Below are 21,165 nucleotides of genomic sequence, written 5' to 3' on the forward strand. Positions count from 1 at the left end.
CGCGACTGAGCGCGGCCGGCGGCCTCCAACGGGCTCAGGGGCGGGGGGCGGTCGACGGGTCGCGGAGGCTGGCGCGCTGCACCGCGCGGCTGATGTCGCTGGGCGAGACGATGCCGGCCAGCCGCTGGTCGGTGACCACCAGCGCCCGGCCGTCGGCGCACTCGCTGAGCCGGGGCAGCAGGTCGGTCAGCGCCTCCTCCGGCGTGGCCAGCACGAGCTGGTCGGCCCGGCAGGCCACGTCGGCCAGCGTGGTCTGCGCGCGCTGGTCGGCCGGGACGGCCCGGACCCGGGCGAGGGTCACCAGGCCGACCGGCCGCCCGTCGGGGGAGGTCAGCGGCAGGGCGGAGTGCCGGTACGCGAAGAAGTAGTTGTCGACGAAGTCGGCCACGCTCATCTCCGCCGAGGCGGTCTGCGGCTGCGGGGTCATCACGTCGGCCACCCGCACCCCGCGCAGCGCGCTGCCCACCTTCGCCTGCCGCTCCTCCATGGTGGCGGCCCCGATCAGGAACCAGCCGATCAGCGCCAGCCAGAGCCCGCCGAAGCCCGCCCCGGCCAGGAACTGCCACAGGCCCAGCCCGATCAGCAGCGCGCCGAGGAACCAGCCGGCGCGGGCCGCCACCACCGACGCCCTGGTCCGGTCGCCGGTGACCTTCCAGACGGCGGCGCGCAGCAGCCGGCCCCCGTCCAGCGGGGCGGCGGGCAGCACGTTGAAGACCGCCAGCAGAATGTTGATGCCGGCCAGCCAGGCCAGCGCGCCGAGCCACAGCCCACCGAACCCGGCCACGGCCAGCAGCACGGCGACGCCGCCGAAGACGACGCCGATGATCAGGCTGACCAGCGGCCCGACGCCGGCGATGCGCAGCTCCGCCCCGGGGTCGCGGGCCTCCCCGCGCAGCTCGGCCACCCCGCCGAAGAGCCACAGGGTGATCCCCGAGACTTCCAGGCCGTTGCGCTTGGCGACCACCGCGTGCGAGACCTCGTGGGCGAGCAGCCCCAGGAAGAAGACCACCGCGGCGCTCAACCCGGCCAGCGCGTACGCCCAGCCGGGGCGGTCCGGGTACGACCGGGGGAACTGGTTGGCGGCCAGTCCCCAGGCGATCAGCAGGAAGATGACCAGGACGCTCCAGTTGACCCCGACCGGCACGCCCGCGATCCGACCGATCCGGAAAGTCGCCCTCATGTTCGGGTGATACCCCGCCGACCGCCGCCCATGCCCGACCGGGCGGTCCCATTCGTCCCGACGCGTGGGGGGACGGTCGGGTTGACGGGTGGGGGGATAGTGGCAAGGGTGACGAGGGTGACCGACGAGGACGACGACCCGTACCTCTGGCTGGAGGACCTGGACGGCCCGGAGGCCGCCGGGTGGGTGCGGGAACGCAACGCGGAGACCCTGGCCGCGCTGACCGGGGGCGAACGCTTCGCCGCCCTGCGCGACGAGCTCCGGCAGATCTTCGACTCCGACGAGCGCATCGCCTACCCGCGCTGGCGCGGGGACCACCTCTACTACGACTTCCGCACCGACGCGACGCACCCGCGCGGGGTGTGGCGGCGCACCACCCTGGAGCAGTACCGCCGGCCCGAGCCGGAGTGGGACGTGCTGCTCGACCTGGACGCGCTGGCCGCCGAGGAGGGCGAGAACTGGGTCTGGCACGGGGCGACGGTGCTGCGCCCCGGCTACGACCGCTGCCTGGTCAGCCTGTCGCGGGGCGGCTCCGACGCGGTGGTGGTGCGCGAGTACGACCTGACCGGCCGCGCCTTCGTCGCCGACGGCTTCACCCTCGCCGAGGCCAAGAGCACGGTCTGCTGGATCGACGCCGATCACATCTTCGTGACCACCGACTTCGGGCCGGGGTCGCTGACCACCTCCGGCTATCCGAGGACGGTCCGGCGCTGGCGGCGGGGCACCCCGCTGGCGGCGGCCGAGGTCGTCTTCGAGGGGCAGGCCGACGACGTCGCCGTGTACGGCTCGTACGACCACACCCCCGGGTTCGAGCGCGCCTTCCTGGCCCGCCGGCTGGACTTCTTCCGCAGCGAGAGCCACCTGCTGACGGCTGCGGGCGAGCGGGTACGCATCGACGTGCCGGCCGACGCCCAGTGGGACGTACACCGGGAATGGCTGGTGATCCGGCTCCGCTCGCCGTGGACGGTCGAGGGCGTCACCCATCCGGCGGGCACGCTGCTGGCCGCCCGGTTCGACGACTTCCTCGCCGGTGCTCGGGAGCTGACGGTGCTGTTCCGGCCGGACGAGCGCACCGCGCTGGGCGGCCACGCCTGGACCCGCAACCACCTCATCCTGGTCAGCCTCGCCGACGTACGCAGCCGGCTGGAGCTGCTCACCCCCGACGGGGCGGGGTGGCGGCGCGAGCCGCTGCCGGGCGTGCCCGAGTCCGGCCACACCCGCGTCGTGGAGACCGACCCGGACACCGGCGACGAATACCTGCTGGCATCCGAGGGGTTCCGGGAACCGGCGACCCTGCGGCTCGGCCGGGTCGGCGGCACGGCGGAGACGCTGAAGCGGGCCCCGGCGTTCTTCGCCGCCGACACCCTGGCCGAGCGGCAGTTCTTCGCCACCTCGGCGGACGGGACCCGGGTGCCGTACTTCGTGGTGGGCGACCCCGATGCGGCCGGCGGGCCGACCCTGCTGACCGGGTACGGCGGCTTCGAGGTCTCGCACACCCCGCAGTACCCGCAGGCGTTCGGCCGGGGCTGGCTGGCGCGCGGCGGCACCTACGTGGTGGCGAACATCCGCGGCGGCGGCGAGTACGGCCCCCGCTGGCACCGGGCCGCGCTGCGCGAGAACCGACCCCGCGCGTACGAGGACTTCGCGGCGGTGGCCGCCGACCTGGCCGAGCGGGGGATCAGCACGCCGGCGCGGCTGGGCGTGGAGGGCGGCAGCAACGGCGGCCTGCTGACCGGGGTGATGCTGACCCGCTACCCGGAGCTCTTCGGCGCGGTCGTCGCGCACGTGCCGTTGCTGGACATGCGCCGCTACCACCGGCTGCTGGCCGGGGCCTCGTGGATGGCCGAGTACGGCGACCCGGACGACCCGGCGGACTGGGCCTACCTGCGCGGGTACTCGCCGTACCACAACGTGCGCGCCGACCGGCCGTATCCGCCGTTGCTGCTGGTCACCTCGACGCGCGACGACCGGGTGCACCCGGGGCACGCCCGGAAGATGGCGGCGCGGCTGCGCGAGCTGGGTCACGACGTGGCGTACTACGAGAACGTCGAGGGCGGGCACGGGGCGGCGGCGAACAGCGCGCAGCGCGCGTTCGTGCGGGCGCTGACGCTGGAGTTCCTGTGGCGCAACCTGGGCGGGGAAGCGGGAGCAGAGGTACCTCCTGGACGATCCGTCCCGGAGACCCGCTGATCAGTCCGCAAGCTTTGGTGGTCGTCAGGAGTTGCTGCGACTCGTCTGGTAATTCCGGCTTACTCGATGAGGCCGGGTAGCCCGCCACTCTTGAGCCAGTCGGCGAACGCCCGCCGCTTCTCCCGATCGGCGACTGCCTTCGACGCGGCGTCGGCGGTGGTCTCCTTGGCGGTGGTGCGGATGGCTTCCGCTGCACCCTCAGGAAGTTTATCGTCGCCGCGTATGGTTCGGGCCATGGCTCTCCTCGTCTGGATGGCAACCGGGCGGGTATTTCAACTGCCCACTGGCCCGGTTGCAAGTCTCGATCGGGGTAGCGGGTCTGTCAGGTTGTCGACACCTTGCTGGCTGGCCCCTGGCTTGGCGTCCTGATAAAAACATGCAACGGCCTCCGCGAGATCGTGCTGCGTTACCAGGTTGTGGCGAGCGGCCGCCGTTAGGTAGTTACCATTCTGACCCCGCCGGATAATGCTGAAATATCGCGCCACGTAGAATTTTTGTAAGGATGATTAGTGACGCCTGAAGCTCCTGGCCCTCAGCGGTCAGATGATCCGTATCCAACGGATGCTCAAATTGACTCGATGAATTACGGGCAGTTGAGAGCGCTTGCCGAATCGCTTGGTGAGCCGGTCCCGGCACCTGTGCAGCCGATCTGGAAGTCTAAGATTGTTGCTGCGGTCGTGGGAGGCGTGTTGCTGTTCGGGGCTGGTGTTGGTGTGGGCGCCCTGATCTTCCGCCCTGCTGGCGACGGTGCAGGCGAGGAAAAGGGCAAGTCCAGCCTGGTGCTTGCCAAGGAGAAGTGCTTGCTGGGCTCAGGCGATGCAAGGGTGGGGGACGGGGGAAAATCCCTCATCCTCGACGGTGGAGGAGAAGAAGATTCCGGCCTCACCTCCATGGATATCCGCTGTGTCCTGGAGGAGTTGAAGACGCCCGACCATGTCGTCTCTGAGATGTCGTCCACTCGCGCCCTCGACGGTAAGCAGGCGGCTCAGTGGGGCAAGATCCGGGCGTCGTGGACGTATCACCCGGATCAAGGGCTCGACCTGATTCTGGTGTCGGACTAGTGAGATCAGCACGCCGCCTCCGATGATGCGGAGGCGGCGTGACTTAGCGTCAGCGGCTGAGGGAATGAGTCTTGACGCCGCACACGAAGGCGGACCAAGCGCTCGGAGTGAAGGCCAGTGCCGGGCCGGTCGGGTTCTTGCTGTCGCGCAGCCCGACGATGCCAGAGAGATTGTCGGCGACTTCGACGCAGTTGCCGCCGTTGTTGCTGCGGGTGGACTTGCGCCAGCGAGCACCGGTTAGTTCAGGCACGGGAGTACTCCTCTGCAACTTGTTGGATGAGGCTCTTGGAGCGTGACTCGTTGAGGGCGCGGCTCGCCATGTCGGTCCAGATGGCGTTGTACGCGGCCGTCTCGTGCGGCTTGTCGAGGTAGATCGCCCCGGTGGCGGCTTCCAGGTACGCCACCGGTGGTTCCACCTCCTTGCCCCCGCTGTCCTGAGGGAAGTCCAAGATCGAGAACGCTCCGGCCATCGCGCCGGCGTGTAGACCGGTAGAAAAAGTCAGTACCTGCACGGTCACGTTGGGTAGCTCTGCGGCCTTCAGGATCTGCTGTAGCTGCTCGGCCATGATCGTGTTGCTGCCCACCGGGCGGCGCAACACGGCCTCGTTGATTATCACGCTCAGTTGCGGGGCGGAGAACCGGGTGAGAAGTGCCTGCCGTTCGACTCGGAGCTGGACGGCTCGCTGCTGCTCGTCCGTGGCTTTCGAGTCGACCGCACCGCCGGGCATCCGGAAGACCTGCTCCGCGTAGGCGCGGGTCTGGAGTAGACCGGGAACCAACTCCGCCTCGTACTGCCGGATGTTCGATGCCCCGGCTTCCAGTCCGATGTAGAGCTGGAACCAGCGCGGTAGTCCGGAGCCGATGTAGTCGTGCCACCAGTTCTTGTTCTCCCGGGTGGCTGCCGTCATCGCGAGAAGCAGCTCGGCATCCTCGGCGGAGGCGCCGTAGAGATCGAGCATCTGCTGCACGTCAGCCTGCCTGAAGCGGACGTGTTCCGCGCCGTTCTCGATCCGGTGCAGCGTCGCTCGCGCCCGATCCAGGCGCTCGGCGGCCTGTTCCATCGTCAGCCCGGCCGCCTTGCGAAGCGACTCGAACTTGCGCCCGATCTGCCGTCGCAACATCGTAGATGCGGTCACTGATTGTGACACTCTTTGCCTCCGCTGGTGGTCATCCGTCGACAGCAGTGCGCCCAATTGAACCGTGCTTCTGTCTCATAAGCAATAGACACATCACGGCGTGTACTCGACCTCTGCCACATCGCGTCCTGGGCAGCGCTGTTGACACATTGCAATTGAGATGACGTGGTGCTTCACTCCTTGTGCGGTCACTGTGGAGTTCTCGCTGCTCAGCGGCCATGTGTGCCCTGCTGTCGTACCGCTGATCTGAGCTGCGATGGCAGGTGCCGGGTGGGTCCGCCGGTGCGCGGCGGGCCGGTGGGCCCGCCCTTCCACAGGTCAATCTCGACGAGAGGCAGGTCCTGTCTTGAGCGTCTTCTTTCGCCGGGCCCGGCACGGCCGGCGACCGGTCTACGGCCCGGTTACCAGTCGGATCAAGCTGGTGCTGTGCCAGTGGCAGTCCGAGCGGGGTCCAGGCCGCGACGAACGGGAGCAGGGCCGGTGAGCGAGCGCTTCGTCATCCACCTGCCGGTGGTCGCCAACGACCTGCTCTCCGCCCAACGGCTCGCCCGGGTAGTGGCGCATTGGACGCACGTCCTGCCGCAGACCGAGCCGGGCGGAACAACCGTTTCGGCCGAGGACGACCAGAACGTACGCCACTGGGTCTTCTGTGACCGGTTGTTGTCCGGCGGCCGACGCTGCCTGCTCCGGCCGGATCATGACGGCGAGTGCTCCCGGCGACCGAGGCTGCGGTGAGGCGGCCCGCGTCAGGTAGGCGGTGACGTGGGCAGTTTCTCGACGACCACCACGCTCGTTCCCGGCCGCACCTCGGCGAGGAGTTCACGCTGGGCGCTGCGGGTCAGCCGGATGCAGCCGTTGGTGACGTCCTCGCCGAGGGTGTCGTCGTCGTGCCAGGAGTGCAGGCCGATGTGCGCGCCGCGCAGCCCGGCCGGGACCGCGTCCGGGTCGTCGGGGAGCGCGCCGAGGGCGAGGATGTCCACCCCGCCGTAGACCTCCTCGGGCGGCGGGGTGCGGCCGAGGACGAAGGTGCGCCCGAGCGGGGTGGCCTGGCCGTTCGCGCCGAGGCTGACCGGCCAGGACCGCAGGGTGCGGCCGTCGCGGTGCCAGTGCAGCCGGTGCGCCCGGCGCTCCACCACGAGTTGGTCGCGCAGGGCGACGGCCCTGCGGTCGTCGTCGCCGGGCGGCAGCCAGGCGAGTTGCCGGTTGGCCGAGGGGAGCAGCACCGCCGTCCAGCCCGCCCGGCGTTGCACGATCGGCACGGTCAGCGGGACGCCGCTGATGGTGGGGGCGAGGAACGCCAGCGGGCGACCGCCGGGGGCGTCGTACGCGGGGATCCTGCGGGTGGGGGTCAGGCCCTCGGCGAGCCCGGCGGTCTCCAGCGGGCGCGGGTCGGCCGGGAAGCCGCCGGGCGCGGGGTCGTAGTCGACGACCGGCAGGTCGGCCGGCGCGGGCGCGGCGGCCGGCACCGGTTCGTCGGCGGGCGCGGCCTGCGCGGGTGGGGCGGCGGGCGGTGGGGGCACCGGGTCGGGGGTGAGCGCCCGGCCGCCGAGCAGCGCGGCGGCGACCAGCAGCGGTACGCCGAGCGCGGCGGCCGCCCAGCCGAGCGCCCGCCGGGAGGCGATCCGGGCAAAGAGCACAAAAACACTGTAACGGCTGAATGTGCGAAGCGGCCCCCTGCCAGCCGGAACGGCGCTGGCAGGGGGCCGTCGGCGTCAGCTCAGCTCAGCTTCGCGCCGGCGTGGATGGCGACCGCGTCGTGGGCCGCGACGTTCGCGGCGAACCAGCCGCCCGAGTCCACGGTGATCACCGGGCCGCTGCACGACCCGCCCGAGAAGTCGCCGTGGATGACGTCGCAGTACCGGCCGGCGGGGAGCCCGGTCTGGTACGAGCGGCCGTTGATCGCGCTGCCCTCGTCGTTGACCGTCAGGTACCCCTTGGCGCCCCGGCCGAAGGCGATGTGGTTGCCGCCGTTGTCGTACCAGTTGATGACGCCCGTGCCCTGGGTGGCGTTGTTGAAGCCGACCATGTTGGCCACCACGCGCCAGCGGTGCTCGCACTCCCAGCCGGAGTAGCAGGTCGTGTTGCGGGTCTTGTTCGCCGAGTCCGAGGGCGGGCCGGCGTCGCGGTTGCTGTAGGTGTAGCTGGACATGACCGTGGGGGAGCCGTACGGCCAGGCCAGCATGAACGCGTTGGCCAGGGCGTAGATGCCGCCGTCGCGGTAGGTCAGCACCCCGCCGTCGCGCTGGGTGTCGTGGTTGTCCACGAAGACCGCCGCCTTGCCGCTGGCCAGGTGGCCCCAGCCCTCGCCGAAGTTCTTCAGGTACGACAGCTTCTCGCTGCGGAACACCCGGGCCAGGTCCTTGCCGTAGCGGAACTCGTGCACGTCGCCGTTGCCGGTGTACTCGGTCGGCTGGATCGGCTCACCCGCGCCGTAGATGACCTCCTGCACCAGGTACGCCGAGCGGGAGAGCTTGCCCTTGATGGCGGCGATGTCGGCGGCCGGCATGTGCTTGCTGGCGTCCAGCCGGAACCCGTCCACCCCGAGGGAGAGCAGGTCGTTGAGGTACCCGGCGATCTTCGACCGGACGTACTCCGCCTCGGTCTTGAGGTCCGAGAGGTTGACCAGCTCGCAGTTCTGCACCTCCCAGCGGTCGTTGTAGTTGGCGATGTCGTCGCCGTTGTTGCGTCCGCAGTGGTGGAAGTCCTGGGTGCCGTAGATGCCCGGGTAGTCGTAGTGGCCGAACGACGAGCCGGCCCAGCCGGTGCCGCCGTTGGCCTGCCCGGACATGTGGTTGATCACCGCGTCGACGATCACCTTGACCCCGGCGGCGTGGCAGGTGTTCACCATGGACTGGAACTGCGCGCGGGTGCCCTTGCGCGACTCGATGCGGTAGCTGACCGGCTGGTACGCCACCCACCACTGGTTGCCCTTGACGTGCTCCTGGGGCGGGGAGACCTGGACGTAGCCGTACCCCTTCGGGCCGAGGGTCGACGTGCACTCGCTGGCCACCGAGGGCCAGTTCCACTCGAAGAGATTGGCGATGACGCGCTTCGTGCCGGAGGGGGCGGCGGCGGCCGGGGGTGCCGCCACGGCGGTGGGGAGGAGCAGGCTGGCGATCACGCCGAGCGCGAGGACCGCCGAACGGCGGCTACGTCGATGCATCGGTTCTCCTGAGGGGGAATCGTGGGGGTGGGTGGCGCGGCGGGGGAGGGCCCAGCCCGGCTGACGGGATCTTGCAGGCCAGGCTGAAATTTGCGGGAAGATTACAAGCGTGTTGCAAGGCCTGTCAATGCATGGACATGCGTCGTTGCCCTCGCCGCCCCCTTGCCCGCTGAACCGGCCCCGGGCAGCACAAAGGCGGGGGGCTCGGGCGAACCCGAACCCCCCGCCTACGCTCGCGGTCTGACGACCCCGGTCGCCTCCCGGTCAACGACCGGTCAGTGACCCGTCCGCGCTCCGGTCAGCGACCGGTCAGCGGCCCGGGACGAGCCGGTCGGTGCCCAGCCGGTCGCGGAGCACCTCCGGCACCAGCACCGAGCCGTCGGGCTGCTGGAACTGCTCCAGGATCGCCGGGAAGAGCCGGCTGGTGGCCAGCGCCGACCCGTTGAGGGTGTGCGCGAAGCGGGTCTGCTTACCGCCCGGCTCGCGGTAGCGGATCGCCGCCCGGCGGGCCTGGTAGTCGCCGGCCCAGGAGACCGACGACACCTCCTTGTACTTGCCGGTGCTCGGCATCCACACCTCGATGTCGAGGGTCCGCTTCATCGCCGCGCTGGCGTCGCCGGCCGAGAGCAGGGTGCGCTGGTAGTGCAGGCCCAGCCCCTCCACCAGGCTCTCCGCGTGGGCGAGCATCTCCTCCAGCGCCGCGTCCGCCTGCTCCGGCAGGGTGAACTGGAAGATTTCCACCTTGTTGAACTGGTGGCCCCGCACCGTGCCCCGCTCGTCGGAGTGCGACCCGGCCGACTCGCGCCGGTAGCAGGGCGTGTAGGCGAACGTCTTCAGCGGCAGCTTCGTCGCGTCCAGGATCTCGTCCCGGTACGTGCCCAGCAGCGCCGTCTCCGCCGTGGGCAGCAGGAACTGCCCGCGCGGGGCGGACTCCCGGTCCAGGTGGTAGACGTCGTCGTAGAACTTGGGGAACTGCCCGGCGGCGAAGCCGACGGTGTCGAGCAGCAGGTGCGGCGGGAGGAGGAATTCGTACCCCGCCGCGACGTGCCGGTCGATGAACCAGTTGACCAGCGCCCACTCCAGCCGCGCGCCCAGCCCCGTGTAGATCCAGAAGCCGGAGCCGCCCAGCTTGACGCCCCGCTCGTAGTCGACCAGGCCCAGCGACCGGGAGAGCTCCACGTGATCGCGGACCTTCTCGATGACCGGTGGCTGGCCGAAGGTCTTCACGACCCGGTTGGCCTCCTTGCCGCCGGCGACCACGTCGTCGGCGGGCAGGTTGGGCAGCTCACTCATCGTGTCGCGCAGCCGGGACTGCACCTCGTCGAGCTGGGACTCCAGCTCGGCGAGCTGCTTGCGCTCCGCCTCCGGCGTCGCGGACTCCGGCGCGGTGCCGGCCCGCTTCGCTGCCGCGTACGCCCGGGCCTCCGCCTTGCGGCGCTGCCGCTCGGCGTCGATCTCCGTGATGAGGGCGCGGCGCTCCTGGTCGAGCCGCTGGATCTCGTCCAGCGCCCGGTTGACCTCGGCGGGATCCAGTCGCTTCGCCAGCGCGGTCGCCACCGCCTCGCGATCCTTCCGGATCAACTCCATGTCGAGCATGCTGCTCCGTACGCCTCCGTCCGGGGGTCAGGTAACCCGTTGATGTTACCGTCGCGGCCGGCCGCCCCCGGTCCCGCCTTCCGCCGCCGTCCAACGGGTGCATCTGTTGCCGCCAGGGCGACGACAAACGCACCCGTCGACCGTCAGAGCCGGATCGGCATCAGGATGGAGAACGCGTCGGCGTCGTCGGGGCGGCGCACGGCCAGCGGCGCGATCGGGCCGTCCAGCTCCAGCACGAGCTGACCCCGGTCCGCCGCGTCCAGGGCGTCGAGCAGGTACCGCCCGTTCACCCCGACCCGCACCGCGCCCGGGTCGCCGTCGCCGAGCGCGTCGCCGTCGAGCACCCGCAGCCCGCCCCGGTCGTCGAGACCGAGCACGGTCACCGGGACGTCCACCCCCTCGTACTGGCGCACCAGCGCCGGCGCCCCGCCCGCGAGCGCCGCGCGCAGCACCGACACGTCCACCGGGATCCGGTGCGTCGGCGTGCCCGTGACGTGCCCGTGCAGCAGCCGCCGGTAGTCGGGGAAGTCGTCGGCGAGGGCGGCGCCGGTGACCTCCCGACCGGCTACGGAGACGACGACCGTGGACCCGTCCACCCGCAGCCGCGCCGCGTCGCCGGCCGCAACGTCGGCGTCGGCGTCGGCGTCGGCGGAGAGCAGCGCGCGGATGCGGTCCACCGACTCCACCGCGACGAGCGTCCGCACGGCCGGCCCGTCGACCCGGCCGGGCACCCGGGAGACCGCCAGCCGGTGCCGGTCGGTGGCGACGAGGCGTACGCCGTCGGCCTCGGCCTCGAAGAGCACCGCCGAGAGCATCGGCAGCTCGGGGTCGGCGCCGACGGCGAAGCGGACGGCGTCGATCGCGGCGACGAGGTCGGCGCGGGACAGGGCGAGATCGGTGATCATCAGGTTCTCCTCGGAGTCGATCAGGGCACGGACCCGGGAGAGCTCACGGCGGGCGTCGGCGAGGCCGTCCTCCAGCCGGCGCAGGTGCTCGTCGAGCAGCCGGTGCACCACGGTCGGCTCGGCGCGTAGCCGCACGGCGGCGGCGATCTCCGCCAGCGGCATCCCGACCCGGCGCAGCCCCGCCACCAGGCGGGCCGGGGCGACCTGGTCGTCGGCGTACCAGCGGTAGCCGGTCGCCGGGTCGACCCGGGCCGGCACCAGCACCCCGGAACGGTCGTAGAACCGCAGGGCGCTGATCGTCAGCCCGCTGGCCCGAGCCAGCTCGCCGATGCTGCGCAGTTCACTCTCCACGACCGCAGATCCTGTTGCCTCGACCTGGTCGAGGGTCAAGCCGCCGCGTCGACCGCCGAGCGCGCCCGCTGCTCCTTCAGCACCCGGAAGGTCAGCCCGGCCCGCTGGAGCCGGCCCAGCAGGGCGTCGCCCATCGCGGTCACCGGGGTCACCTGACCCGAGGTGGCCGGGAGACCGTCGTCCAGGGCCAGGCAGAGCGCGGACTCGGCGAGCATCTTCGCCGTCTCGTCGTACCCGGGGTCGCCGCCGGAGACCTCGGTGAATACCCGACGGTCCCCGCCGGTGCCGACGAACGTCACCCGGAACCAGGACTTCGCCCGCTGCTGCGGGGTCGGCCCCTGCCCGGAGGCGAGCCGGCCGAGCAGCCAGCGCCGGGCCGGCGGGACCTTCACCAGCCCCATCAGGCCGCCGAGGCCGGCCGCGCCGACGACGATCGTGGGCAGCCGCTTCACGGCGGCGAAGTGCCGGTAGCGGAAGTCCGGGCCGTACTCGGGGCGGGCCGCAGCCGATCGGCGGACCACCTGCGGGTCGATGGTCGGCAGCGGCACCGCCCACCCGCCCAGCTCCCCCGACCGACCCACCTTGCCGGGCACCGCCCGGACCCGGCGGCCCTGCGGCCGGGGCTCGACCGCGCGGCGCTCCCGGCCCGCCCGGCTGGCCTGCGCGGTACGCGAGAACGCCGTGAGCGCCGAGTGGTACGTCCCGGCGGAGAACTTCCCGCCGGCCCGGACGTACCCGTCCACGGTGATCGGCACGTCCGCCGGCAGGTGCTTGATCGTGAACCAGACGCCCAGGTCGTGCGGGATCGAGTCGAAGCCGCAGGCGTGCACCAGCCGCGCCCCGGTGCGCACCGCCTCGGCGTGGTGACGCACGTACATCGTGTCCACGAACTCCGGCTCGCCGGTGAGGTCGAGGTAGTCGGTGCCGGCCCGCGCGCACGCGGCGACCAGCGGCTCGCCGTGGTGCACGTACGGCCCGACGGTGGTGGCCACCACCCGGGCGGCCTCGGCGACGCGGCGCAGCGACTCCGCGTCGGTGACGTCGGCGGTGAGCAGCGGCAGCTCGGCCAGCGTCGGGTCGATGTCGACCAGCCGGTCCCGCACGGCCGCCAGCTTCGCCGGGTTGCGCCCGGCCAACGCCCAGCGCAGCCCGTCCGGCGCGTGCCGGGCGAGGTATTCGGCGGTGAGCCCCCCGGTGAACCCGGTGGCCCCGAACAGAACGACGTCGTACGCCCGGTCCTCACGCATCCTGCGAGTCTCGCACCCGCCGCAACCCGCCGCACGCAGCCCCGACAAGCACCTCGGTGACGGGTCAGGGGGTGAAGAGCGTCCGCAGGCAGCCGTCGACCCGGTCGCGGAACAGGGCGTAGCCGTGCGCGCCCTGCTCCAGGGGCAGGTGGTGGGTGGCCAGGTGGGCGGTGTCGATCTCGCCGCCGGCCATCCGCTCCAGCAGCATCGGTATCAACCGCTGGCCGTGCTGCCGGGAGCTGCGCACGGTCAGCCCCTTGTGCATGACCGCGCCGAGCGGGAACGCGTCGACACCACCGGCGAACGCGCCGAGCACGACGACCGTGCCGCCCTTGCGGCAGGCGTGCACCGCCTCGCGTACGGCGATCGGCCGGTCCGGGGGCGCGGCCCGCGCGGCGGTGGCGAACCGCTCGGCCAGCGACCGGGGTCCGGCGCCGTCCCCGGCCGCGCCGACCGCCTCCACGCAGACGTCCGGGCCCCGCCCGCCGCTGCGTTCGCGCAGCTCGGCGGCGACGTCGGTGGCCTCGTAGTCGAGGGTCTCCGCGCCGACGTGCCGCTCGGTCGCGCGCAGCCGGTCCGGGTGCCGGTCGATCACCACCACCCGGGACGCGCCGTGCAGCAGGGCGGCCCGCGCGGTCATCTGGCCCACCGCCCCCGCTCCCCAGACGGCCACCACGTCACCGGGGCGCACCTCGCCCAGCTCCGCGCCGAGCCAGCCGGTCGGCACCGTGTCGGCGGCGAAGACGGCCCGGTCGTCGTCCACCGACTCGGGCACGGCGAACGCGCCGACGTCGGCGTACGGCACCCGGACGTACTCGGCGTGGCCACCGGCGAACCCGCCGGCCGCCCTGGGCTGGCCGAAGCACCCGCCGGTGGGCTGCCCCCACGCCTGCTCGGCCACGGCCGGGCCGGTGCTGCCGTTGTCGCAGCAGCCGTAGCGGCCCTGCCGGCAGAACCAGCAGCCTCCGCAGGCCACGACGGCGCAGACCACCACCCGGTCGCCGACCCGGTGCCGGCGCACCCCCGAGCCCACCTCGACCACGTCGCCGAGGAACTCGCGGCCGAGCACGTCGCCGACCGACTGGTACGGCATCCGGCCGCCCAACAGCGGCAGGTCCGCCCCGCTCGTGCTGCTGCGGCGCACCCGTACGACGGCGTCGGCGGCGTTGCGCAGCTCCGGGTCGGGGACCTCGCGCACCCCCAGGCCCTCGTCGCCCAGCCAACACAGCGCCCTCATCCGCGCCCCGCCGGTCCGTCCAGTGACGAACGGTCCGGGCGGAGCACCTCACCGGTCTCGGCGAGCTGCTTGGCCTGCCGCAGCCTCTCCCGGATCAGCAGCCCCGGATCGTCGCCGACCAGGTGGGCGGCCATCCCGGTCAGGGGCCGGCCGCCGACCGGCCGGGCGGCGAGTTCCGTGCCGCGGCCACCGGGTGCCGGGCGCGTGACGACCTCCAGCCCGTCGCCGAGGTGGCGCAGCGGCTCGGGCCGCCGCCCGCCGGGCAGCACCCGCTCCGGCGGCCCGTCGACCGTCACCACCTGCCAGCGGTCCGCTCGGGCACCCTCCCCGGGGGCGTGGCGCCGGCCGGCCCGCCCGGACCCGCGCACCGCCCGCCCGGAGCCGCGCAACGCCCGCGCGACCGCCGCCCCGGCGCGCGCCGTCACCCGCGCCGTCCCGCCGCCGCCCGCCACCCCGGCGGTACGGGCCGACGCCCGCCCGCCCCACGTCGCGCGCCCCATCCGTCCCACCCGCCCCCTGCCTCTGTCGGCACTCGTCCGGCTCCGTCGACACTCGTCGCCGGCCGGCCCCACCTCGCCCGCCGCCTGCCATCACGGTCGCCGCCGACCGGGTGAGGCGGGCTCCCCCTGAAGGGGTGAACCGGGCGGGCGCGGGTAACCGCCCGCCGCGCGACTCGGGGGAGGTGGACGCATCCGTGGGGGTGGGGACGGGGACGCCGCAGGACGACCGGGACGCCCCGGCCGACGCCGCCACCGGCACCGCACCGGCGACGACCCGGATGAACGGCGCGGCGGTGTTCGGGCGGGTTCCGCTGCTGGCGTCCCGACTGGCCCCCGCCCCGCTGGCCCAACCGGTGCTCCTGCGGCCACGATTGCTGCGGCGGCTGGACGAGGGGACCGCCGGCCCGGTGACCCTCGTCGCCGCCCCGGCGGGCTGGGGCAAGACCACCCTGCTGGGCTCCTGGGCCCGGTTCGTGGAGCCGACCCCGGCGTGGGTGTCGGTCGAGGCCGGCGACACGGGGGCACGGCTCTGGTCGTACCTGACGGCGGCACTGCGCGACCCGGCGGAACCGGGACCCGACCCGTCGCCACCCGACGCGCCGCCCGGCCCCGACCAGTTGGAACTGCTGGCCGCGAGGCTCGCCGCCCGGGAACGCCCCGTGCTGCTGGTCCTGGACGACCTGCACCGGATCACCCACCCGGCGGCCCTGACCGGGCTGGAGTTCCTGCTGCGCCACGCCGCAGACCGGCTGCGGCTGCTGGTGGGGGCGCGCACCGGTCTGCCGCCGGGGCTGCACCGGCTGCGACTGGCCGGAGGGCTGAGCACCGTCGGCCCCGACGAGCTGGCCTTCACCGACGACGAGGTGGCGGAGCTGCTGGCCGCGTACGGCGCGGAGCTGCCGGCGGCCGTGGCGCCCCGACTGCGGGAGCGCACCGGCGGGTGGCCGGCGGGGCTGCGCTTCGCCGTACTCGCCGCACGGGACCGGCCCGACCCGGCGCGCTGGCTGCAACGGTTCGGCGGCCACCAGCCGGACGTGGCCGGCTACCTGCGCGAAGAGGTGCTCGACCCGCTCGACGCCCCGGCCCGGGACTGCCTGCGTCGGGGTGCCGTGGCGGAGGTCTTCCGGGCCGACCTGGTCGACGCGCTCACCGGCCGGTGTGACGCCGAGCCGCTGCTCGCCGCGCTCGCCGCGACCGGTGGCTTCGTCCGCCGTGACGACAACGCGCCGCCCTGGTACCGCTGCCACCCGCTGCTGGCCGACCTGCTGCGGGCGGAGCTGGCCGGGCTGCCCGCCGAGGAGCGGCGTGAGCTGCACCTGCGGGCGTCCGACTGGCACGCCGCGCACGGGCGGGCCGCCGAGGCGCTGCGGCACGCGCTGACCGCCGAGGGCTGGGACCGGGCCACCGAGCTGCTGGTGACCCGCTGGCCGGAGCTGATTCCGTACGACCGGGAGGGCTTCGGCGGGCCGGCGCCGGCCGCACCGGCCCAGGAGACGATCCGGCGCGACCCGGAGCTGGGCCTGGCCGCCGCCGCCGAGCGGGCCCACGCCGGCGACCGGGACGCCGCCGCCGGTGAGCTGCGCCGGGCCGTCGGCCACGCCCAGGCGCTGCCGGCGCCGCGCCGGGACCGGTTCCACCGGCTGGCCACCGCCCTGGAGCTCACCCTCGCCCGGCTGGCCGGCGACCACGACGAGGTACGCCGGGCGGCGTGCCGACTGCTGGCCACGCGTACGCGTGCGCCGGTGGGGGACGACCCGCGGACCGGGACGGCCGACGATGCCACCCTCGCGGCGGCCGGTGACGCCGACGTCCGGGCGGCGGGCGGTGATGCCGACGTACCGGCGGGGGGCGGTGATGCCGACGTGCGGGCGGTTGCCGGGGCGGCGCTCGGCCTGACCGCGTTGGCCGGCGGCGACCTGCGCGCCGCGGCGGCCGAGTTCGGTCCGGCGCTGCTGGCGGCCCGCGAGGCGGGTCGGCCGCGCACCGCACTGCTCTGCGCCAGCCGGGCCGCCCTGCTGCACGCGGCCCTCGGGGAACTGCGGGCGGCCGAACGCCTCACCCGGCAGGCGCTGGACCTGCCGTCCTGCCACGGCTGGTCCTGCCGGGTCGACTGCGCGTGCGGTCACCTGGCGTTGGCGCTGGTGGCGCTTCATCGGGACCGGCCCGACGAGGCGGCGGCGCACCTGGCGCTGGCCGCCCCGGCCGGCGGCGGCGACGATCTCGACGACGCCGGGCCGGTGGCCGGGGCGCTGGCCGCGCTCTGCCGGGCGCACCTGCTGCGCGACCGGGGCGACCCCGTCGCCGGCCTGCGCCTGCTCGCGGCGGCACGGGACGGCCTGGGGAACCCGGACGGGCCGGTGGCGGCGGCACGGGACGGCCTGGGGAACCCGGACGGGCCGGTGGCGTGGGGGTGGGGCGGCGCGCGGGAGCTCACCGACTGGCTGTCGGCCGCCGAGGCGGACCTGCGGGCCGCCCACGGCGACCTTGACACCGCCCGGGGCCTGCTGGTCGGCGGGCCGCGCCCGCCCGGGGGCGGTGGCGAGGCGCTGGCAGTGGCCCTGGCCCGCGTCGAGCTGCGGGCCGGGGACCTGCGAGCCGCCGGGCACGCCCTGCCGGACTGGGACGGCCCGCACGCCGCCGACTGGTCGCTGCCCGTACGCCTCGACGCGGCGGTGCTCGACGCGCTGCTGGCCCGGCGGGCCGGCGACGCGCGCCGGGCCGGGCGGCTGATGGAACGGGCGTTGGAACTGGCCGACCCGGACGGGCACCGGCGGGTCTTCACCCGCGCCGAGCCGGAGGTGCGGGACCTGCTGGCCGCGCACCTGGACTCCGGCACGGCGCACTGGCCGACGGTCAGCGACCTGCTCCGTGCCCCGGCCCCGACCGCCCGACCATCGGCCCCCGCATCGGCCCCCGCATCGGCCCCCGCATCGGCCCCGGCATCGGTTCCGGTCGGAGGGCCAGCCCCGGCCCCGGCATCGGTTCCGGTCGGGGTGTCGGCCCCGGCCCCGGTGTCCGGGCGGGTGCCGAGCGAGCCGCTCACCGAGCGGGAGTTGACCGTCCTGCGGTACCTGCAGAGCATCCTGTCCAACGTGGAGATCGCCGGTGAGCTGTCGCTGTCGGTCAACACGGTCAAGACGCACGTGCGCAACATCTACCGCAAGCTCGAGGCCACCCGCCGCCGGGAGGCCGTGCTCCGGGCCCGCGAGCTGCGCCTGATCTGAGCAGCCCCGGTCGTCGCGTACGGTCGTCGGCGCAGCAGCCGCAGCGCAGCCGCCGTCGCCTGCGCGCCCAGCGAGGAGACCTCGGTGCTGGGCAGACATCGACAAGCGCCGTCCGGTCCGGCAGCATCGTGGGCGGTGTTACCAGCGGCAGCGGGGAGTAAGCGGTGAGTGACGTTCGTGAGGTGGCCCCGGCCGCCGTCACCGGGCCTGCGCGCCCTCGGCCGGGCCGGGCGGCGCTCGCCCGGCTGATCGGGTTCGCGCGGCACGAGTGGACCTTGGCGGTGCTCGGCTCGCTGCTGCTGGCCGCCGTGCTGACCTGGCCGACGCTGGCCGACCTGACCGGCACCATCCCGCAGGACGTCGGCGACCCGACGCTGCAGGCGTGGCAGGTCGCCTGGGGCGGTCACGCGCTGCTCACCGACCCCACGCAGCTCTGGCACTCCAACACGTTCTGGCCGGAGCCGTACACCTACGCCTACTCGGACACCCTGCTCGGCTACGCCCCGTTCGGGATGATCGGGCACGGGCCGGTCGCCGCCGTGGTCCGCTACAACCTGCTGTACGTGCTGGTGCACGCCCTGGCCTTCGTCGGCGCGTACGCGCTGTCCCGGCAACTCGGCGCGGGCCGGGCGGGCGCGGCGGTGGCCGGCGCGTCCTTCGCGTACGCCCCGTGGAAGCTGGCCCAGGCCGGGCACCTGCACGTGCTCAGCATCGGCGGGATCGCCCTGGCCCTGGCCATGCTGGCCCGGGGGCACGGCTGGTCGCTGCGGCACGGCCACCGCCCGGACCGGGTCCGGCCGGGCTGGGTCGCGGCCGGGTGGCTGGTCGCCGCCTGGCAGGTCAGCCTCGGCTTCGGCATCGGCCTGCCCTTCGCGTACGCGCTGGCGTTGCTCTGCCTCGGCGCGGCCGGCGGGTACGGCTGGTCGTGGTGGCGGCGTCGGCGGCGACCGGCGTTCCCGCGCCGGCTGCTGGTGGCCGACCTGGCCGGTGGCGTCTTCTTCGCCGGGGTGACCCTGCTGATGGCCGCGCCCTACTTCGAGGTGGTGGCCCGGCACCCGAGCGGCCGGCGCACCGTCGAGCAGATCGCTATGTTCTCCCCGCCGGCGCGCGGCTTCCTCACCGCGCCGCCGGAGTCCTGGCTCTGGGGGGAGCGGCACGCCGTCGCCCGCGCCACCCTGAGCTTCGCCGGGGAGATGACCCTGCTGCCGGGGATGGTGCTGATCGGGCTCGCCGCCGCCGGGTTGTTCGTCTCGGCGTGGCGGCTGCGGCACCGGTTGGCGCTGGCCGCCGGGGTGCTGGTCAGCGCGGCGCTGGCGGCCGGCAGCACGCTCTTCGGCGACGGCGACCCCGGCTACGTGACCCTGGTCGAGCACGTTCCCGGCTGGGACGGCGTGCGGACCCCGGGGCGGCTCGTGCTCTGGACGACGCTGCTGCTGGGCATCCTCGCCGCCGGCGCGCTGACCATCCGCGAGCCGACGGCGGCCACGTCACCTCAGTCGCCGCCGGCCCCCGGTGCCGATCCACCCCTCGACCCGGCCGCGACGCCCGGTGCGGACGCGGCTCCCGATCCGGCCGCGACGTCCCGTGCGGATGCGGCCCCCGATCCGGCGTCCGGTGCGGGCGGTGGGCGGTGGCGGCGCTGGGCCGGGCTGGTGTTCGTCCTGCCGGTGCTGCTGGTGCTGGCCGAGGGGATCAACCGCACCCCGCACGTGCCCGCCCCGGCCCAGCCGGCGGCACTGCACGGGCTACGCGGGCCGGCACTGGTGCTGCCCAGCGACGGTATCCGGGAGTTCCACGTGATGCTCTGGTCCACCGAGGGGTTCCCGAAGGTGGTCAACGGGTTGGCCTCGTTCACCCCGGCCAGCCAGCAGGAGATCCGGGCGGCGAGCGCGGGGTTCCCGGACGCGGCCTCGGTGGCGTACCTGCGGGGCGTCGGGGTGCGCACGGTGGTGCTGCTGCCCACGTACGCGGCCGGCACCCCGTGGGCCGACGCGGCGTCCAGGCCGTCGGACGGGCTCGGCCTGCGGCGCGAGACGGTCGGCGACGGGATCGTCTACCACCTCGACTGAGCCGTCACCGCCAGCGGTCGGCGTGCTGGTCGCCGGCTCGGCGCGCGGCGCCTGAGCCGGGCGGGGCGGGGCGCGGCGCCTGAGCCGGGCGGGGCGGGGCGCCTGAGCCGGGCGGGGTACCGGAACCGGGCGGGGACGGCGGGGCGTGGCGGTGTCCCCGCCACGCCCCGCCGCCGTTCGGTCTGGTCAGCCGTCGAGGCCGACGGGGAATCGGGTCAGCTGTCGAGGCCGACGGGGGAGTCGGGCCGGTCGACGTCGACGAACTCGATGTCGTCGGTGCCCGACTCACCACGGGCGACGGCGGCCCGCGCCGCCGATCCGGCGGCCCAGCCGACCGCCGCGCCGACCAGCGCGGCACCGATCAGCAGCGTCCACGGCAGGGCCGGCCGACGCCCGGCGAGCGCGTCGAAGGCCAGCACCGCGCGGCGACGGGCCTCCTCGGCGGCGGAGCCGACCAGGTCACCGGCGTCGTCGGCGAAACCCGAACCGTTGCGACGGGCCGCGCGGGCCGTGTCCCGGACGCTCTCCCCGGCGGTGTCGAAGGCGGAAACCAGGTGCTGCCACGCCTGGTCCGCGATTCGCTCGGGCTTGCTGCGGCGGTCCAGCAGATCGGTTCCGAACATCGTGCCTCTACCTCCTCGGGGGTGCCGAAGCGTGCGAAACTTCGCACTTCGGCGTTTGGCCGTCTTGGGCGTCCGCCCACCGGCCTGGTCCGACGGTTCACCCATCCTCGGCAGTGCCCCACCGGGGACGAGCGCAAACCCGGGCACCAGGCCGGTGCCCCGCCCGGTCAGCGCGGGGCGACCACGGCGGCACCTCGGGCGAAATCGTCGTCATCGTCGTCGTCATCGCCACCCGCACCGCCGAAACCGCAGGCCAGCAGGAGGGCGAGCAACGCTCCGACGCCGGCGAGGCCGGCAAGTCTCCGAATCATGATCGGTCCTTCCGTGCAGCGGATCGCGGACACGCCGAGCCTAGGCACCCCGGTCAACGCAGGCGGTCCCCCGCGCCGCCGGAGCCCGCCCCACTTCGTCGATCATGGAGCTGTGGTGCCGGCCTTGTCCCCTACGGGGCCTTTGCGAGGCACCACAAGTCCATGATCGACGGGGCTGCTGTTCGGGGGGAGGGGGGTGGGTGGGGGGTGGGTGGGGGGGGGGGGGGGGGGGGGGGGGGGGGGGGGGGGGGGGGGGGGGCGCGGGGGGGGGGGGGGGGGGGGGCGCGGGCGGCGCCGCGACGGGACCGGTCGGGGCCGGGTCGGGCAGCCAGCAGCGCATCCGGGCGAACGGGTGGCCGGGCAGCGGCACGA

At 74.1% G+C, this 21,165-nt stretch carries 18 protein-coding genes; 5 read left to right on the plus strand and 13 right to left on the minus strand.

Going from position 1 to position 21,165, the window contains the following annotated elements; genetic code table 11:
- Positions 1-34: 34 nt before the first annotated feature.
- Positions 35-1,180 carry a site-2 protease family protein gene (locus ACLQ2V_RS26140; protein ID WP_425721228.1) on the minus strand — a complete coding sequence of 382 codons (1,146 nt, stop codon included), beginning with the start codon at positions 1,178-1,180 and terminating at the stop codon, positions 35-37.
- 117 nt (positions 1,181-1,297) lie between these two features.
- Between ACLQ2V_RS26140 and ACLQ2V_RS26145 the strand changes: the two genes are divergently transcribed.
- On the plus strand, positions 1,298-3,370 hold the full coding sequence (locus ACLQ2V_RS26145) for a prolyl oligopeptidase family serine peptidase (RefSeq protein ID WP_425721229.1): 2,073 nt from the start codon (positions 1,298-1,300) through the stop codon (positions 3,368-3,370).
- 59 nt (positions 3,371-3,429) lie between these two features.
- Here the strand turns inward: ACLQ2V_RS26145 and ACLQ2V_RS26150 are convergent, their stop codons facing one another.
- Positions 3,430-3,606 (minus strand): type II toxin-antitoxin system VapB family antitoxin, encoded by a 177-nt coding sequence (locus tag ACLQ2V_RS26150; RefSeq protein WP_425721230.1) that lies wholly within the window; start codon positions 3,604-3,606, stop codon positions 3,430-3,432.
- A 342-nt stretch (positions 3,607-3,948) separates the two neighbouring features.
- Here ACLQ2V_RS26150 and ACLQ2V_RS26155 point away from each other — a divergent pair, with 342 nt between their 5' ends.
- On the plus strand, positions 3,949-4,431 hold the full coding sequence (locus ACLQ2V_RS26155) for a hypothetical protein (protein ID WP_425721231.1): 483 nt from the start codon (positions 3,949-3,951) through the stop codon (positions 4,429-4,431).
- Between the two features lie 49 nt (positions 4,432-4,480).
- On the opposite strand, the gene ACLQ2V_RS26160 is transcribed toward ACLQ2V_RS26155, so the two are convergent.
- Both ACLQ2V_RS26160 and ACLQ2V_RS26165 read right to left on the minus strand, forming a co-directional pair.
- Positions 4,481-4,681: a DUF397 domain-containing protein gene (locus ACLQ2V_RS26160; RefSeq protein WP_425721232.1), complete on the minus strand. Its 201-nt coding sequence runs from the start codon at positions 4,679-4,681 to the stop codon at positions 4,481-4,483.
- Positions 4,674-5,552: a helix-turn-helix domain-containing protein gene (locus ACLQ2V_RS26165; protein WP_425721233.1), complete on the minus strand. Its 879-nt coding sequence runs from the start codon at positions 5,550-5,552 to the stop codon at positions 4,674-4,676. The genes ACLQ2V_RS26160 and ACLQ2V_RS26165 overlap by 8 nt, the downstream gene beginning before the upstream one ends.
- 495 nt (positions 5,553-6,047) lie before the next feature.
- On the opposite strand from ACLQ2V_RS26165, the gene ACLQ2V_RS26170 reads away from it, so the two are divergent.
- Complete coding sequence (locus ACLQ2V_RS26170) at positions 6,048-6,302, plus strand: hypothetical protein (protein ID WP_425721234.1); 255 nt, start codon at positions 6,048-6,050, stop codon at positions 6,300-6,302.
- Positions 6,303-6,313: 11 nt separating this feature from the next.
- On the opposite strand, the gene ACLQ2V_RS26175 is transcribed toward ACLQ2V_RS26170, so the two are convergent.
- From ACLQ2V_RS26175 to ACLQ2V_RS26205, 7 genes are all read right to left on the minus strand, one after another.
- Complete coding sequence (locus ACLQ2V_RS26175) at positions 6,314-7,204, minus strand: L,D-transpeptidase (protein WP_425721235.1); 891 nt, start codon at positions 7,202-7,204, stop codon at positions 6,314-6,316.
- 80 nt (positions 7,205-7,284) lie between these two features.
- Entirely contained in the window at positions 7,285-8,730 is a 1,446-nt protein-coding gene (locus ACLQ2V_RS26180) for an alpha-amylase (RefSeq protein ID WP_425721236.1), read from the minus strand.
- Positions 8,731-9,039: 309 nt separating this feature from the next.
- Positions 9,040-10,326: a serine--tRNA ligase gene (gene serS, locus ACLQ2V_RS26185; RefSeq protein ID WP_425721237.1), complete on the minus strand. Its 1,287-nt coding sequence runs from the start codon at positions 10,324-10,326 to the stop codon at positions 9,040-9,042.
- Between the two features lie 143 nt (positions 10,327-10,469).
- Entirely contained in the window at positions 10,470-11,570 is a 1,101-nt protein-coding gene (locus tag ACLQ2V_RS26190) for a MerR family transcriptional regulator (protein WP_425721249.1), read from the minus strand.
- Positions 11,571-11,617: 47 nt separating this feature from the next.
- Positions 11,618-12,829: a saccharopine dehydrogenase family protein gene (locus tag ACLQ2V_RS26195; protein WP_425721238.1), complete on the minus strand. Its 1,212-nt coding sequence runs from the start codon at positions 12,827-12,829 to the stop codon at positions 11,618-11,620.
- A gap of 64 nt (positions 12,830-12,893) precedes the next feature.
- Positions 12,894-14,066: an alcohol dehydrogenase catalytic domain-containing protein gene (locus ACLQ2V_RS26200; RefSeq protein ID WP_425721239.1), complete on the minus strand. Its 1,173-nt coding sequence runs from the start codon at positions 14,064-14,066 to the stop codon at positions 12,894-12,896.
- Positions 14,063-14,566 (minus strand): hypothetical protein, encoded by a 504-nt coding sequence (locus tag ACLQ2V_RS26205; protein ID WP_425721240.1) that lies wholly within the window; start codon positions 14,564-14,566, stop codon positions 14,063-14,065. The genes ACLQ2V_RS26200 and ACLQ2V_RS26205 overlap by 4 nt, the downstream gene beginning before the upstream one ends.
- A gap of 278 nt (positions 14,567-14,844) precedes the next feature.
- On the opposite strand from ACLQ2V_RS26205, the gene ACLQ2V_RS26210 reads away from it, so the two are divergent.
- Positions 14,845-17,790: a LuxR C-terminal-related transcriptional regulator gene (locus tag ACLQ2V_RS26210; RefSeq protein WP_425721250.1), complete on the plus strand. Its 2,946-nt coding sequence runs from the start codon at positions 14,845-14,847 to the stop codon at positions 17,788-17,790.
- A 164-nt stretch (positions 17,791-17,954) separates the two neighbouring features.
- Positions 17,955-19,859 (plus strand): hypothetical protein, encoded by a 1,905-nt coding sequence (locus tag ACLQ2V_RS26215; RefSeq protein WP_425721241.1) that lies wholly within the window; start codon positions 17,955-17,957, stop codon positions 19,857-19,859.
- A 215-nt stretch (positions 19,860-20,074) separates the two neighbouring features.
- On the opposite strand, the gene ACLQ2V_RS26220 is transcribed toward ACLQ2V_RS26215, so the two are convergent.
- Together ACLQ2V_RS26220 and ACLQ2V_RS26225 are read right to left on the minus strand one after the other, a co-directional pair.
- On the minus strand, positions 20,075-20,482 hold the full coding sequence (locus ACLQ2V_RS26220) for a hypothetical protein (RefSeq protein ID WP_425721242.1): 408 nt from the start codon (positions 20,480-20,482) through the stop codon (positions 20,075-20,077).
- Positions 20,483-20,649: 167 nt separating this feature from the next.
- Positions 20,650-20,826 carry a hypothetical protein gene (locus ACLQ2V_RS26225; RefSeq protein ID WP_425721243.1) on the minus strand — a complete coding sequence of 59 codons (177 nt, stop codon included), beginning with the start codon at positions 20,824-20,826 and terminating at the stop codon, positions 20,650-20,652.
- Positions 20,827-21,165: the final 339 nt, after the last annotated feature.

This window comes from Micromonospora sp. DT233, assembly GCF_049841815.1.
GTDB lineage: Bacteria > Actinomycetota > Actinomycetes > Mycobacteriales > Micromonosporaceae > Micromonospora.